This window comes from Mycobacterium sp. 852002-51613_SCH5001154, assembly GCF_001667425.1.
GTDB lineage: Bacteria > Actinomycetota > Actinomycetes > Mycobacteriales > Mycobacteriaceae > Mycobacterium.
In genome coordinates this window covers 1-13954 of record NZ_LZII01000011.1, presented here as the reverse complement: position 1 = coordinate 13954, position 13954 = coordinate 1, and the positions used below count along the sequence as shown (strand labels likewise).

Annotated in this window: 14 protein-coding genes, 1 tRNA gene and 1 other RNA gene; 9 read left to right on the top strand and 7 right to left on the bottom strand. The window is 69.4% G+C overall.

What is annotated here, in order from left to right:
* From A5750_RS04765 to ffs, 3 genes are all read right to left on the bottom strand, one after another.
* A partial coding sequence (locus A5750_RS04765) for a DNA polymerase III subunits gamma/tau (protein WP_067261367.1) occupies window positions 1–974 on the bottom strand: 974 nt, incomplete at its 3' end.
* Window positions 975–1029: 55 nt separating this feature from the next.
* Entirely contained in the window at window positions 1030–2322 is a 1293-nt protein-coding gene (locus tag A5750_RS04760; protein ID WP_197505350.1) for an aminotransferase class I/II-fold pyridoxal phosphate-dependent enzyme, read from the bottom strand.
* A 57-nt stretch (window positions 2323–2379) separates the two neighbouring features.
* An RNA gene (ffs, locus tag A5750_RS04755) (signal recognition particle sRNA small type) lies at window positions 2380–2474 on the bottom strand.
* 73 nt (window positions 2475–2547) lie between these two features.
* On the opposite strand from ffs, the gene A5750_RS04750 reads away from it, so the two are divergent.
* Window positions 2548–2633: transfer RNA gene (locus A5750_RS04750), tRNA-Ser, on the top strand.
* Between the two features lie 91 nt (window positions 2634–2724).
* Complete coding sequence (locus tag A5750_RS04745) at window positions 2725–3495, top strand: hypothetical protein (protein ID WP_067261366.1); 771 nt, start codon at window positions 2725–2727, stop codon at window positions 3493–3495.
* Here the strand turns inward: A5750_RS04745 and A5750_RS04740 are convergent, their stop codons facing one another.
* Entirely contained in the window at window positions 3496–4239 is a 744-nt protein-coding gene (locus A5750_RS04740) for an enoyl-CoA hydratase/isomerase family protein (protein WP_082959037.1), read from the bottom strand. It abuts the gene before it with no gap.
* Between the two features lie 14 nt (window positions 4240–4253).
* Window positions 4254–4634 carry a hypothetical protein gene (locus A5750_RS04735; RefSeq protein WP_067261361.1) on the bottom strand — a complete coding sequence of 127 codons (381 nt, stop codon included), beginning with the start codon at window positions 4632–4634 and terminating at the stop codon, window positions 4254–4256.
* Window positions 4635–4776: 142 nt separating this feature from the next.
* Between A5750_RS04735 and A5750_RS04730 the strand changes: the two genes are divergently transcribed.
* From A5750_RS04730 to A5750_RS04720, 3 genes are all read left to right on the top strand, one after another.
* Window positions 4777–5256: a lipoprotein LpqH gene (locus A5750_RS04730; protein WP_066955905.1), complete on the top strand. Its 480-nt coding sequence runs from the start codon at window positions 4777–4779 to the stop codon at window positions 5254–5256.
* Between the two features lie 95 nt (window positions 5257–5351).
* Window positions 5352–7043: a hypothetical protein gene (locus tag A5750_RS04725; protein WP_067261359.1), complete on the top strand. Its 1692-nt coding sequence runs from the start codon at window positions 5352–5354 to the stop codon at window positions 7041–7043.
* Complete coding sequence (locus A5750_RS04720) at window positions 7040–8395, top strand: CHAT domain-containing protein (protein WP_067261357.1); 1356 nt, start codon at window positions 7040–7042, stop codon at window positions 8393–8395. The genes A5750_RS04725 and A5750_RS04720 overlap by 4 nt, the downstream gene beginning before the upstream one ends.
* Before the next feature lie 3 nt (window positions 8396–8398).
* Here the strand turns inward: A5750_RS04720 and A5750_RS04715 are convergent, their stop codons facing one another.
* Window positions 8399–8698, bottom strand: coding sequence for a hypothetical protein (locus A5750_RS04715; RefSeq protein ID WP_067261354.1), 300 nt, complete (start codon window positions 8696–8698; stop codon window positions 8399–8401).
* Window positions 8699–8781: 83 nt separating this feature from the next.
* Here A5750_RS04715 and A5750_RS04710 point away from each other — a divergent pair, with 83 nt between their 5' ends.
* The 4 genes from A5750_RS04710 to A5750_RS04695 are packed head-to-tail and all read left to right on the top strand — an operon-like array spanning window position 8782 to window position 12975.
* Window positions 8782–10107: a hypothetical protein gene (locus A5750_RS04710; protein WP_067261369.1), complete on the top strand. Its 1326-nt coding sequence runs from the start codon at window positions 8782–8784 to the stop codon at window positions 10105–10107.
* Entirely contained in the window at window positions 10104–11243 is a 1140-nt protein-coding gene (locus tag A5750_RS04705) for a hypothetical protein (protein WP_067261352.1), read from the top strand. The genes A5750_RS04710 and A5750_RS04705 overlap by 4 nt, the downstream gene beginning before the upstream one ends.
* A 29-nt stretch (window positions 11244–11272) precedes the next feature.
* Complete coding sequence (locus A5750_RS04700) at window positions 11273–12340, top strand: dihydrodipicolinate reductase (protein ID WP_067261350.1); 1068 nt, start codon at window positions 11273–11275, stop codon at window positions 12338–12340.
* Window positions 12337–12975: a cutinase family protein gene (locus tag A5750_RS04695; RefSeq protein WP_156664266.1), complete on the top strand. Its 639-nt coding sequence runs from the start codon at window positions 12337–12339 to the stop codon at window positions 12973–12975. Before A5750_RS04700 ends, A5750_RS04695 begins: the two co-directional genes overlap by 4 nt.
* Here the strand turns inward: A5750_RS04695 and A5750_RS04690 are convergent.
* Window positions 12970–13954, bottom strand: a 985-nt coding sequence (locus A5750_RS04690) for a serine hydrolase domain-containing protein (RefSeq protein ID WP_067261348.1), incomplete at its 5' end; no start/stop codon positions are given. The genes A5750_RS04695 and A5750_RS04690 overlap by 6 nt on opposite strands.

The following is a 13954-nucleotide window of genomic DNA, read 5'->3' as shown; positions in this document are numbered from 1 at the left end:
CCGAGGCGGGCGGCCTGGTCGCGCATCCGGTCGAGCACGTCCTCCGGGGCGTCCACCACACCGCGGCTGACCGCGTCGGGAACCGCCTGCAGCACGATGAGGTCGCGGAACCGCTCCAGCAAGTCGGTGGCGAAGCGCCGCGGGTCGTGGCCGGCATCGATCACCGACTCCACCGCACCGAACAGCGCCTCGGCGTCCGACGCGGCGAGGGCGTCCACCGCGTCGTCGATCAGCGCGACGTCGGTGGCGCCCAACAGCCCGAGCGCCCGCGGATAGGTGACGTGGTCATCCTCGGCGCCCGCCAGCAGCTGGTCGAGTACCGACAGCGTGTCGCGTGGTGAGCCGCCGCCGGCGCGGATCACCAGCGGGAACACCGCGTCGTCGACGGCGACTCCCTCTTGCTCGCAGATCCGCCCGATCAACGCCCGCATGGTCTTCGGGGGCAGCAGCCGGAACGGGTAGTGGTGGGTGCGCGACCGGATCGTCGGCAGCACCTTCTCCGGTTCGGTGGTGGCGAAGATGAAGATCAGGTGCTCGGGCGGCTCCTCCACGATCTTGAGCAGCGCGTTGAAACCCGCGGTGGTCACCATGTGCGCCTCGTCGATGATGAACACCCGATAGCGGGACTGCGCCGGCGCGTAGAACGCACGGTCCCGCAGCTCGCGGGTGTCGTCCACGCCCCCGTGGCTGGCGGCGTCCAGTTCCACCACGTCGATGCTGCCGGGGGCGTTCGGAGCCAGCGCCGTGCACGAGTCGCACACCCCGCACGGATTGGCCGTCGGCCCCTGGGCGCAGTTCAGCGACCGCGCCAGGATGCGCGCCGACGAGGTTTTTCCGCAGCCACGCGGCCCGGAGAACAGATAGGCGTGGTTGATCCGGCCCGCTTCCAGGGCGATCGACAGCGGTTCGGTGACGTGCTCCTGCCCCACCACCTCGGCGAAGGTTGCCGGTCGGTACTTGCGGTAGAGGGCCACGGTCAGCAGGCTACCGGCGCGCGCTGACTGGAGCCCGACGGGCGGGTCGTCGCCGTCAGCTCACACTGGACGCGGCGGAGACGAGCAACGACTCCGTGGCCGCCAGCAGCGCGCACGTGGCCAGCCCGTCCACCGCGTCGCGCAGGTCCGGCAGCGAGGGGAACGTGGGCGCGATCCGGATGTTCTTGTCGTCCGGGTCTTTTCGGTACGGGAACGACGCGCCCGCCTCGGTCACGGCTATGCCCGCGTCCTTGGCCAGCGCCACGGTCCGGCGCGCCGTACCGGGCAACACGTCGAGGCTGATGAAGTAACCCCCCTGGGGTTCGGTCCACGAGGCGATCTTGGCGTCGCTCAACCGCTTGTCCAAGATGTCCAGCGCCAACTCGAATTTCGGTGCCAGGATCTGCTGGTGACGCAGCATGTGCAGGCGTACTCCGTCGGCATCGCGGAAGAAGCGCAGGTGCCGCAGCTGGTTGACCTTGTCCGGGCCGATCGACTTCTTCCCCGCGTACTGCAGGTACCACGCGATGTTGCCCAGCGATCCGCCCAGGAAGCTCACGCCGGCACCGGCGAAGGTGATCTTCGAGGTGGACGCTAAGACGTAGGGCCGGTTCGGGTTGCCGGCGGCGGCAGCCAGCCCCAGCACGTCGATCTGGTGCGGGAAGTCATGCGTCAACGTGTGCACGGCGTACGCGTTGTCCCAGAACAGCCGGAAGTCCGGCGCAGCCGTCCGCATCTGGACCAGCCGGCGGACCGTTTCCCAGGAGTAGGTGATTCCGGTGGGGTTGCCGAATACGGGCACCGTCCACATGCCCTTGATGGCGGGGTCGACGGCGACCAGCTCCTCGATCAGGTCGACGTCGGGCCCGTCGGCCGTCATCGGGACCGGAATCATCTCGATGCCCATCGTCTCGGTGATGGCGAAGTGCCGGTCATAGCCGGGAACGGGGCACAGGAATTTGACGCCCGCCTCGTCCTTCCAGGGGCGCTGCGAGTCGACACCGCCGTACAACATCGAGAAGGCGACCAGGTCGTGCATCAGCTCGAGGCTGGAGTTGTTGCCGGCTATCAGGTGGGGCACCGGGATGCCGAGCAGCTCTCCAAAGATGGCCCGCAGCTCGGGCAGGCCGTGCAGGCCTCCGTAATTACGGGTGTCGGTGCCCTCGCTATCGCGATAGTCGTCACCGGGCAGGCTCAGCAATCGGTTGGACAGATCGAGCTGCTCGGGCGCGGGTTTGCCGCGGGTCAGGTCGAGGACCAACTTCTTGGCCTGCAGATCCGCGTAGTCCTGCTGGTTGCGCGCGTGCAGAGCCGCTAACTCTTCAGGGCTGAGGGAATCGAAAGACACCATGGGCCCTTTCGCCTTGAACGCTGAAAATTTGGTGGGGCCGAAACGGTCCCCCCGCATAGGGGACCCCGCGCACCCGACAGAGCCCATTGACCCTTGCTGCCTTCCGGCCCTGGGGGAGTTCACAGGATAGACGCCGCGCGGGGTCCACGGCGAGTCTAATACCTGGCGCGAACTAGTCGACGTGCGACTCAGGGCCACGGCGGCCTCGGCTACCATGGCCACGGAGGATTCGCCTAGTGGCCTATGGCGCTCGCCTGGAACGCGGGTTGGGTTAACAGCCCTCGCGGGTTCAAATCCCGCATCCTCCGCAATTGGTCCGCCATGCGGGCAGCACGAATTGGTCTGGAATCGGGTCGGCCGCCTTTAGGCTGGCCTGAGCCAACCAGCATGAGGAGGCTTATGGGGCGCAAGGTCGCCATCCCGTGGCACGCGTCGTTCTCGATCGCTGCCGGCGTCCTCTATTTCTTTTTCGTGTTGCCCCGTTGGCCGGAGCTGATGGGTGACACGACGCACTCGTTGGGGACGGCGCTTCGGATCGCGACGGGGGCGCTGTTCGCCCTGGCCGCGCTGCCCGTGGTGTTCAACCTGCTGCGGGTCCGCAAGCCGGAGCTGGGGACGCCGCAGCTGGCCCTGACCCTCAGGGTCGCCTCGATCGTGGCCCATGTGCTGGCCGGCGTGCTGATCATCGGCACCGCGATCAGCGAGATCTGGCTGAACCTGGACACCGCCGGACGGTATCTGTTCGCGATCTATGGCGCGGCGGCCGCGATCGGATTGCTCGGGTTCTTCGCGTTCTACCTGTCGTTCGTCGCCGAGTTGCCGCCGCCACCGCCGAAACCGATCAAGGCGAAGAAACCCAAAAAGAGTCGGTCGCGCCGAAAGGCCGGCGAGGAAGACGGCGAACCCGCCGACGAGGCGGAGACCGAAGAGGCGGACGCCGGCGAGCCGGCGGAAACCGAGGCCGTCAAGGCAGAGACTGCCGAAGAGCCGGCGGAAACCGAGGCCGTTGAGGCAGAGACCGCCGAAGAGCCGGCCCAGGAGGCCGAAGCGACCGACGCGACCGAGCCCAAGTTGCGCAACCGCCGCCCGACGGGCAAGGGGTCGCACCGGATGCGCCGCCGGCGCACCAGGGGCGGCGTCGCCGTCGAAGAAGCCCTCGACGAGGAATAGTCAGTCGCGTCGCCGCAGGCGCTCCACGTAGGCGGCGATGCGTTGCAGGGTCCCGTCCGCTCCCCACATCTGGCGGACCTCGTCGTCGACACCCCGGCCGTCGCGGATCCGCGCCATCGTCGGGGCCCGCAGCTGGGTCTTGGTCTGCCGATAGGCGTCGGCCGGGATGCCGCCGAGATCTGACGCCTCCGCCACGGCCACCTCGAGAAGATCGTCTTCGACCACGCGATGGGCCAGCCCGCGGGCGACGGCCTCGGCACCGCGATAGGTGCGCCCACCCAACAGCACCTCCTCGGCGCGATCGCCGCAGGCATATCGCATGACCTCCAGCGCGGCGACCGGAAAGGGCACCCCGACGCGTACCTCCGCCGCCCCGATCTGCGCCTCGGGACCGATGAGGCGGCGGTCGCAGGCGCACGCGAGCACGCATCCGCCCGCGATGGCGGCGCCGTTGATCGCCGCGACGCTCGGGCCCGGGTAGGCGAACATCGCCTCGAATGCCGCCGACAACGCGGGGACCAGCCGATCGGTGTAGCCAGCGCCGCCCTCCACCACCCGGTTGAGGTCGACCCCGGCGCTGAACGCCCGGCCGGCGCCGGTGACGACCAGCGCGCCGGCCTCCGAGCGCCCCAGATCGCGAACCGCCAGGGTCAGCTCGTCGAGCAGCTCGACGTCCTGGGCGTTGACCGGACCCGACGACAGGGTCAGCACCTGCACGGTTCCCACCGTCTTGATGTCGATCATCGTCACATCCCCGATCAGCGGCTCACGGCCGCGATGACGACCGGGATGTCGGTGTTCTCGTCGGTGAGATAGCTCGCGCACACGCGGTGGTAGCCGTCGGCGATCTGTAACGGGGCACCGGTCGAAAAGTCACCGCGCACCAGCAGGATGGGCGACAGCGGTTGGCCCTTCTCGATCTTGGTCAGGTCGGCCGCGACGTGGGGATTGTCGGCGGACAACAGGCCCAGCCGCGCCGCCCGGAGAATGTCTTTGGCCTTGCGGTGCGTGACGGTGCCGGCTTTCAGTTTCTTGATCACCTTCTTGACGGTTGCCGAGTCCGCCAGCATGGTGAGGTAGTCCGCCGCCGCCGGAAAGTCATGGGCCTCAGGCTTTTCCAGCCACTTCACGCTCAACATCGCATGCTCCCTTCGCCTGCGCCGACCCCGACGCAGCCTACCGGCTCGACGCCGCGAAATTGGGATCGGTAGCGAATCGGCAGGTCTCTACTTGCGCCATGGCGACGCCATCGGGGCGGCGCATGAAGGAAGGGAACCGCAAGTGAAACGTCTTCTCGCGGCTGCGATTGGGACACTGGGCGCCGCATCGGTGCTGGTGGGGTGTTCCAGCGGCGGCCACACGGCCAGCCCGGCATCGAGCACGGCACCGAGCGTCGCCAACGGCGGCGGGGCGCAGGTCAAAGTTGGCGGCACTGACCTGGCGGGCCTGGACCCGGCCTCGGTGACCTGCGTCCGGACCGGCGGCAAGATCGACATCGGCAGTGGCTCCAGCGGCGGACGGCAGGCGCTGGCCGTCGTCATGACCGACGAGGCCACCCCTAAGGTCGAGTCGCTGGCAATGGTCGTCGATGGCAACGCCCTGTCGGTCAGCAACAACATGGGCGCGAAGGTCGGCTCGGCCAACGTGTCGGTGGACGGCAAGACCTACACCATCAGCGGCCAGGCGCAGGGCGCCGACCTGAAGAACCCGATGGCCGGCATGATCAGCAAGGACTTCAACATCAAGGTGACCTGCGGCTGATCGGTTGCGGACCGAGTGGCGGACGTGCCTGGATCAGCGTCCGCCGCTCGCCGCTTTCCCTGCCCGGGCGGCGCCGGCGGACTTATGATGCAGCCGTGTCGATCCCCGACGAATTGGACAACGCGCGCCGCCTGGCGTACGCGGCCGACGAAGCCGGGGCGCGCGATCTGCTGCTGTCCTTGATACCGCGCATCGAGCGGGAAGACCGGGACGATCTGATGCTGGAAGTCCTCGCGCAACTCGGCGAAGTCTACCTCGAGCGCGGCGCGAATGACGGCGTGCGCGAATCCATCCGGCGAATTCAGGACTGCGTGGCGATCTACGCGAGCATGCCCGCCGATGCCGGGACCACACACATGATCCGCCGGTACTCGCGCCGGGCCGAGTTTCTGCAAGCCGGACTGGCCGCGGCGATCGGCGATCACGAGGGCGCGGCGGCAGCGCTGGCGGCGTTGGACGACGGCGCGGACGTTCCCGCGCTGGCCGACGAACACGCCCGCCTGCGCATCCATGCGTTGGTGCTGTGCGCGACCGCGCTTTGCGACGACGACCTGCATGCCCGGTCGGTCCCGTTGTGGGAGAATGTGATTCGTGACCTAGCGGGCTACGGTGAAAGCGGCGACGCCGCCGACCACCTCCGGGTCGTCGCCGGCATCGGGTACGGCCGGTTCTGCGTCCAAACGGGCCGGCTGCCGGAAGCCGACCCCTGGCTGCGTCGCGCGGAAGCCCGCGCACGGGCCAACGACTGGGAACTGGCCACAGCGCAAGCACAATTGGAGCGGGCGGCGGCGTGCTGGGCAGCCAACGACCACGCAGGCACGGAGCAACTGGTGTCGGAGGCCTATCCCGTCATCGGCCGCCACGCCCGGGCCCACGAGGTCGCCCGCTGCTGGTTGTATATGGGGCTCACCCGACTAGGAGCCGGCGCCCTGGAAGCCGCCGACGAATGCTGGGAGAACGCCGAGCGGCACTGGCGCGAACTGGGAAAGCCGCTTTATCTGCACCGGATCTTGTTGCAGCGCAGCTGGATAGCGATCTTCTGGAGCCGCTTCGCCGACGCTGTCGAGCTGATCGCCGAGGCCCGCGAACTGCTCGACTCGTCGCCGCGCAGCAGTTGGCTGCAGTACGCGCTGCTCGACAATCATCTCGGCACGGTGTGGCGTGCGGACGCGTTGGCGGACCTAGGCTTCGACAGCTCGGGCGATCCCGACGAGACGCTGCAGGAGACCGAGGCCCGGCAGGCGGAGGGACTCGGCATCCTCCACGGCGAGATCGGCACCGACGAATACTGGCGTGGCATGACCAAGCTGCAGCAGGCCGCCGAGCTCAAGGTCCCCGCCGCCCTGGCGGTCGACTCGGTGCGGTACTCCATCGCCGACGCCGACGCGAGATCACGCTGGGCCGCCAGCATTTCGGCCCCGGTCCTGGCCGGCGCCTTCGCCGTCGCCTGGGAATGGGAGAACACCGAACTGATCAGTCAGCTGGTCGAATACCACAGCGCCCGAGGAACTTTCGGTACCGGCTTGCAGCGGCCGCAAACCGGCGAATGGGCGTCGACGGCCACCGCCCCCGTCCCCCTGGACGCCGATCCGGAGCCGGCCCCCGCGCTGGCCGCGGGCGGTTCGCCGGCCCCCGGCGGCGCATCGCTGACCCGGCTCGGACCGTTGCCGCCGTTGCGGATGCAGCCCGACACCGAGCCGATCCTGAGCCACTATCGGGCGCTGGCATTGCAACGCTACGGCCGTGACGTCACCGCGACCGAGCCCGCCTGGTCGACCTGGCCGTGAACGACACCGACCGGGCCACCCTGATCCTGCGGTACGCCGACGTCGGGATCGCCACCTACGCCAGCCTGCGGGTCGTCGGCCAGCCGTCACGAACCGTCAACTGGGTCATCGAAGAGCCGCTGTTGCTGGCCGCGCTGGAAGAACTGGCGAACGCGCTGCCCGAGCCGCACGGCTCCGAGAGCCCGAGGGACGCCATCGAGCGCGCACTCACCACCGGGCCGTTCGCGACGGCGCAGAGCGAGCTGACCCTCGCCTACATCCTCGGGGTGCTGCTCATCGGCTCCGCCGGCTGGCAGTTGCTCGCCGAGTGCGTGGACACGCCGCGCGCCGCCCTGTTCGTCTCGCCCAGCGCGCGGCTGGCCCGGGTCCCGTGGGGGTTGCTGGCGGTGCCGAAATCGGGCCCCAGCAAGGAGGAATTGGTGCGCGCCCGCCAGGAGGCCATCACCGCCAGCGGCCGGGCCGCGGCCCGGATCCCCTGGCAGCTCGCCGATATCGGGAAACACACCGACGGCTATCGGCTGATGGAACTGGTCGACGTGCTGATGGCGGTCCCGCCGAACATCGTGCACTCACCGCGGGCGCCCGCCGGATGGGACGCCAGGAAGGACGGTCCGCCGCTGCTGGTCCTCGACCCCCGGGTGCCGGGGCAGCGCCCGGACTCCGCGCTGGGGTCGGTACTGGGCAGGCCGGCGCCGGACACGCCGCTGACGCGGCACTTCACCGGCGTGCTGAAACAGCGGCCGGTGCTGCCGGCCATTGAATCCCCGGCGGCCGCGGTCGAACTGTTCCGCCGGCAAGACGCCGATCGCACATGGCTGGCCAAGCTGCTGGCTCAGACGCCCAGCAGGCTGCTCTACGTGGGCCACGCGAGTTCGGCGGACGGCCAAGCCGATCGGGCCGCGCTGCACCTGGCCGATACCGCCGGCGTCCCGGGCGACGCCGACGCCATCGGTGATCACCGCCCGCTGACCGCGTCGGACCTGATGGCCCTGCAACTGCCGATGCCGCCGCGGGTGGCCCTGCTCGCGTGCGGATCGGGCGGGGACTACCAATTCGACGAGGCCTCCGGGCTGGTGGCGGCGATGATCCTGGGCGGCGCGCAGTTGGTCACCGCTACCCTGTGGTCGCTGCCCACCACCGCGGCGTACCGCCAGTTCACCACGGCCACCGCCGATCCGATGGCCGACGTCGTGGCGGCCGTCGATCACGCGCATGGCGCCGAAGGAGACGCCGGCTGCGCGGTGAACCGTTGGCAGCGCGAACAGATGCGGCGCTGGCGCGACGGCGAGGCCACGGCGAGCCCGCTGTATTGGGGTGCGGTGGTCAGCTTCGCGGTGGACGGCGCACGGTAGCGCTCACAGCGACGCGACGAAGGCCGCGTGCACTGCCAGCACGTCGTCGGGCAGCGAAAGTTCCTCGCGCGCAGCGGGATCGAACGCCACCAAAACGACCAGACCGGGCCGCAGCATCGACACGTCGAGATCGTCGCCGCAGCGCGCCAGCTTGCCGATGAAGGTCTCCCCGGAAACGGCGACCACCTCGATGAAAACCTGACGTTCGACCGTGCGCACGGTACCGACCCCGACGGCGCGGTCCCCGCCGCCGCGACGCCGGGCGCGCCTGAGCCGATCAACCAGCACCAACAGCTTGTTCATGCGACCAGGGTGAAGCTACCGACCGGCTACCGAACCCAAGTTTTCGGCTGCCGCGTTTCGCGCGATGCCCCTATTCTGTGCACATGACCGCGGATTCGCAGCTGACCGTCGCAGTCGGTCACCCACGCCGGTCGGTGATCGACGCGGCGTGGCGGGCGATCGGCCCGGGTGTGGAGGTGCTCAGCAGCGACGACGGCGGCCCGTTGAGCCGCACCGTCAAACGCATCATCGACCCGCTGGTGCTCCGCTTGCGGTCGAACCCGCAATATTCGGCTCCCGTCGTCACCACCGAGACGGCCGCGGCGATGCGTGACCTGATCGTCGGCAGTGGCGCCGAAATGCGCTCAGCCGCAGCGTGGTTCGAGGTTCTCAAAATGGAGCGCCGCCGCCAGCGCATCCGCACCGGAAACGCCCAGGAACTGTACTTCCCGGTGTGCTTCGAGCTAGCGGTGACGAAAGGCCCACCGGCACCGCAGGATCGCGAGACGGCCGCGGCGGTGCTGGGCGACGTCCACCAGGGCCGCGACCGCACGGCGATCGAGGTGCTGCACCAATACGTGGCCGATCCCGAAACGGTCGCGACGCTGGCCGAACAGCTCGACCGCAGCTGGCGCGACGTGCGGGCCCCGGAAACAGCCGGGGCCGCCGGCACCGCCCCCTTCCTGGCCGAGCTCACCACCGTGCTGGGGCCGGCTAACAGCCACCGCACCGCGACGGCGCGGCAGCGCGTCTGGTCGGCGATGATCGCCGACGCCACGCCGTACAACCTCGGGGCCCTGGCCCGCGTCGAGGCGGCGGAACTGCCGTGGTCGATCGTCGAACTCGGTCTGAGTTCCGTTGCCCCGCAACGCCCCCCGCAAGTCGCGGGTGACTCCAACAGCGACCGGCCGCTGGACCGCAGCGTTGTGGACCGCGTGCGCGCGACCCTGCGCCGCGCCCTGGACCGCGACGCGCTGCCCGATATCCCCCTGCTCTGCGAGGAGGAGGTCGACCGGGCCTGCGCGCCCTGGGGGTTGATGGCCGAGGACAAGCAGGCCACGCTCGTCGCGGGGATCGAGGTGGCGGTGGAGCTGGCCCCGCTGGACCCGTCCGCCGCCAGCCGCTACACCCTGGCGGCGCAGATTCAGGCGCGGTTGCGCAAGGAGGCCTACGTGCTGCACGCCAGGCGCTACCTCGCCGAGGGCGGTCCCATGCATCCACGCCAACGGCAGGTGGTTGACGACCTCGCCGCCTACGCACAGCCGTACCTGAGCCGGCTCTGGGCGCGGCTGCACGGGCGCGACGTGTGGCAGGAGCCCTGCGACGACGTCGATGACGTTCGATCGCTGCTCGAAGGCGTCGCGCGCTCGGTGAGCCTGGACCACCGGCAGCGGATCAAGGCGATGCTGGAATTGCAGGTGGCCGGATGAGATTGGTTGCCGATTCCGGCCTGTGGAGCACCGGACCCGTCAGCGAGGCGACGCCGCTGGCCGCGGTGCTGGAGGTCAGCGGCGCGGTGCTGTCGTGGACTTTGGACCAGCCAGGCGAGCCGGACGCTGCGGCAACCCACATCACGTTCACCGATTTCGGCCGGGCCGACTGGCTTTGGCGGATCCTCGGCGAATCCGGACACGTCGCCCTGGCTTCGGCGGTCGGGTCGGCGGACGACCCGCACGGCATCGACCTCGCCGGCGTGGACATCCTGCCGGGCTCGGTCGCCACGCTCCGCAGGTTGGCCGTGGGCCATTGGCTGCGGCGCTGGTGGCCCGCCAGCCGGCGCGACGGCATCGCCGGGCTCGACCGCGCACTGCTGGACCTCGAGGTCGCGTTGCTGACCGCCGGCGCGCAGGGCTTCTTCGCCGACGACACCTTGGATTCCGACGTCGCGGGATTGCTAGCGCCGCATGCCGACGCCCTGGCCGCCCACCTCGCCGACGGTGATCCGCGCGCGCTCGATCTGGTGCGGGCGGGCGCCGGCCTGGCCGACGAACTAGGGGTGGACGGCCCCGGCTGGCTTGAACTCTTTGCTGCCCTTGATGATTCGAGTACACCCTTGAGCGTGCCGAGCGGCCGTCGCGACGACTACGCCCTGGCCGCCGGGGCGGGCGCCGGCCCGCGCGCCGCAGCTCCGATCGCCCACGGCACCGCGTCCGTCAGCTGGGGCGGGGTGCCGCCCGGCATCTTCGACGCGGGCGAGAACACCGTCGACTGGACGATCGGGGCGGCCGGGACGGCCGTCGCGGCACTGGTGCGGGCGGCCGTCATCGGCCCGGACGCGCCCACCGGTGTGCAGGTGCGACTGCGCTCCGGCGCCGTTTCCGGCGCCGGAGTCTTGGACGCCGACGGCCGAGCGACCCTCCCCCTGATCGACGGCGCGCAACGTCCGCTCACGGAATCGGCGGCGTGGGACCATGATTGGTCGGCGACGTCGGTGCTCGTCGGGGTCGATACGACGGAATCCCCCGAGACTCGGGAACGCGTGCGGCGGTGGGCGCGGGCGCGGCTGGACCGGCCGGCCCGCGACGCGTTCCTCGCCGAAATTCTGGCGGCCGAATCCGCCTACTAACGCCGGTCCCGATTCCCTATGCTGAGCGAGTGCCAAACAACTATCGAGTGGTTCAGTGGAACACCGGCAATGTCGGCAAGAGCTCGCTGAAGTCGATCGTCGCCAACCCCACCTATGAACTGGTGGGCTGCTACGCCTGGTCGGCGGAAAAGGTCGGCCGCGACGCCGGCGAACTGGTCGGGATCCGGCCGCTGGGCGTGGCGGCCACCAACGACGTCGACGCGCTGCTCGCGCTGAAGCCGGACTGCGTGGTCTACAACCCGATGTGGATCGACGTCGACGAGCTCGTCCGCATCCTGTCCGCGGGCGTCAACGTGGTGACCACGGCGTCGTTCATCACCGGGGGAAACCTCGGCAACGGTCGAGAGAAGATAGCGGAGGCCTGCGAGAAGGGCGGCGCCACCATTTTCGGGTCCGGCGTGAGTCCGGGTTTCGCCGAGCTGCTGGCCATCGTGTCGGCGATGGTGTGCAACCGGATCGACAAGGTCACGGTGAACGAGGCCGCCGACACCACCTTCTACGACTCACCGGAGACCGAGAAGCCTGTGGGCTTCGGCCAGGCGATCGACCACCCCGAGCTGTCGGCGATGGCGGCGAAGGGAACGGCCATCTTCGGCGAGGCCGTCCGGCTGGTGGGCGACGCGCTCGGCGTCGAGCTCGACGAGGTGCGCTGCGTGGCCGAGTTCGCCCAGACGACGGCGGATCTCGAAATGGCGTCCTGGACCATCCCCGCGGGCTGCGTGGCGGGCGTCTACATCAGCTGGCAGGGCATCGTCGGTGACACCACCCTGATCGACCTGAACGTGCGGTGGCGCAAGGGACAGACGCTCGAACCCGACTGGAAGATCGAACAAGACGGCTGGGTCATCCAGATCGACGGGCAGCCGACGGTGACCACCAAGGTCGGCTTTTTGCCGCCGCCGTACTTCGAGGCGACGACGATCGAGGAGTTCATGGACCTCGGCCACATCATGACCGCGATGCCGGCGATCAATGCGATCCCCGCCGTCGTCGCTGCGGCGCCGGGCATCGTCACCTACACCGATCTTCCGCTGACGCTGCCGCGTGGGAACGCCTATGTCAGCATGAAGCGGTGATTGCAAAGCGCATCGTCATCGGTGTTGCGATCGCGGTGACCTCGGCGGCATCAGGCGGGGCGCTGAACAGCCCTGGCGCTCATGCCGATCCGTGTCCCGCCGTCGAGGTGGCGTTTGCCCGCGGCACCGGCCAGCCCGCGGGTGTCGGCACCGTGGGCCAGGCGTTCATCGACGCGCTCGGCTCCCAGCTTTCCGGCCGGTCGATGGGTGTCTATCCGGTGAACTACCCCGCGACTGAGGCTTTTGCGGCGAGCGCCCAAAACGGTGCCGATGACTTGGTTGCTCACGTAAAGGACATGATCGGACGCTGCCCCAGCACCCGAATGGTGCTCGGCGGATTTTCGCAGGGCGCGGGTGTGATCGATCTGGCCACGCCGGCCATGCCGCCCCAAGCCGCCGACCATGTCGCGGCGATCGCCGTCTTCGGCAATCCGACCAGCGCACTCGCGAATCGCTTGTCGGGCGCCGTGTTTCCCCCGATCGGTCCGCCGTACGCCGCCAAGACCATCGACATGTGCGCCGCCGGCGACCCGGCGTGTTCCGACGGCTCCAACATCAACGTCTTCGCGCACGGCTCGTATGTGCAGTCCGGGATGACGGCGCAGGCCGCGAACCTCGTCGCGGCCCGGTTATAGAACCGCCTTGCGCCGAGTGGGTTTGGCGTAGGTGGCCCCGAGCTGCGGCACCCGCAGCGGGCCCTGATCGCGGGCCGCCAGGATGGCGTTCCGCAGCGGACGGGCCAGGCCCGCAAAGGATCCCATGTCGAACAGCAACGGCGTCAACAACCGGTTGTGGACGAAGCCGAACGAGCTGCCGGCCTCGGGGTCGGCCCAGCCGAGCGTCCCGCCGAGACCCACGTGGCCGAAACCGCGCAGCAAACCGGGGACCGGCGATTCGTGGTACCCGAGGTGAAATGGCATGGGCACCACCATGTTCGCGTCCGGCCACTTCCGTCGCGCCTGCCCGGCCAGGCCGCGCGCCAACTCCTCGGACAGGTACTTCTTGCCGTCGATGCGACCGTCGTTGGCCAGCACGGCATACATCTTCGCCAGCCCGCGGCCGGTCACCACGCCGTTGGCGGCGGGGACCTCCCCGTCGAGGAAGGGAGTGTCCCCCTTGATCAGGGAGACGACGCCGGGAAAGTACATCGCGCCCAGTGCGCCCGAGAACGGCAGGCCGGCCATTTTGGGTGCGATGAAGTTGAACACCGGGGCGCGCAGCCTGCCCTGCGGTATCAGGATTTCCGCGGGCTTGGTCGGCGAGCCTTCCGGAGGGCGGCCGAGGTGCAAGCCGTCGGTGTTGAGGGGACGCGCGACCTCCTGGCGGATCAGTTCCCGCATGCCCTTGCCCGTCACCGCCCTGGCCAGGCCGGATAACAGCCATCCGTAGGTCAGCGCGTGATAGGCCTGAACGCCGCGCAAGTGGTCGACCGGCGCGGCGGCGAGGCGTTCCTCCATCAGGGCGTGGTCCATCAACTGCGCCTTGGTGACGCCGCGCAGGTGCGACAACCCGGAGCGGTGCCGCAAGACGTCGCGGACCGTGATTTCCGTCTTGCCGTTCGCCGCGAACTCGGGCCAGTATTCGGCGACGGGCTGGTCATAGGACAGCAGGCCG

Coding starts and splice junctions, on each gene's coding strand:
- A5750_RS04745 (WP_067261366.1), top strand. CDS start 2,725: ATGGGGCGCAAGGTCGCCATCCCGTGGCACGCGTCGTTCTCGATCGCT.
- A5750_RS04740 (WP_082959037.1), bottom strand. CDS start 4,239: ATGATCGACATCAAGACGGTGGGAACCGTGCAGGTGCTGACCCTGTCG.
- A5750_RS04735 (WP_067261361.1), bottom strand. CDS start 4,634: ATGTTGAGCGTGAAGTGGCTGGAAAAGCCTGAGGCCCATGACTTTCCG.
- A5750_RS04715 (WP_067261354.1), bottom strand. CDS start 8,698: ATGAACAAGCTGTTGGTGCTGGTTGATCGGCTCAGGCGCGCCCGGCGT.
- A5750_RS04710 (WP_067261369.1), top strand. CDS start 8,782: ATGACCGCGGATTCGCAGCTGACCGTCGCAGTCGGTCACCCACGCCGG.
- A5750_RS04705 (WP_067261352.1), top strand. CDS start 10,104: ATGAGATTGGTTGCCGATTCCGGCCTGTGGAGCACCGGACCCGTCAGC.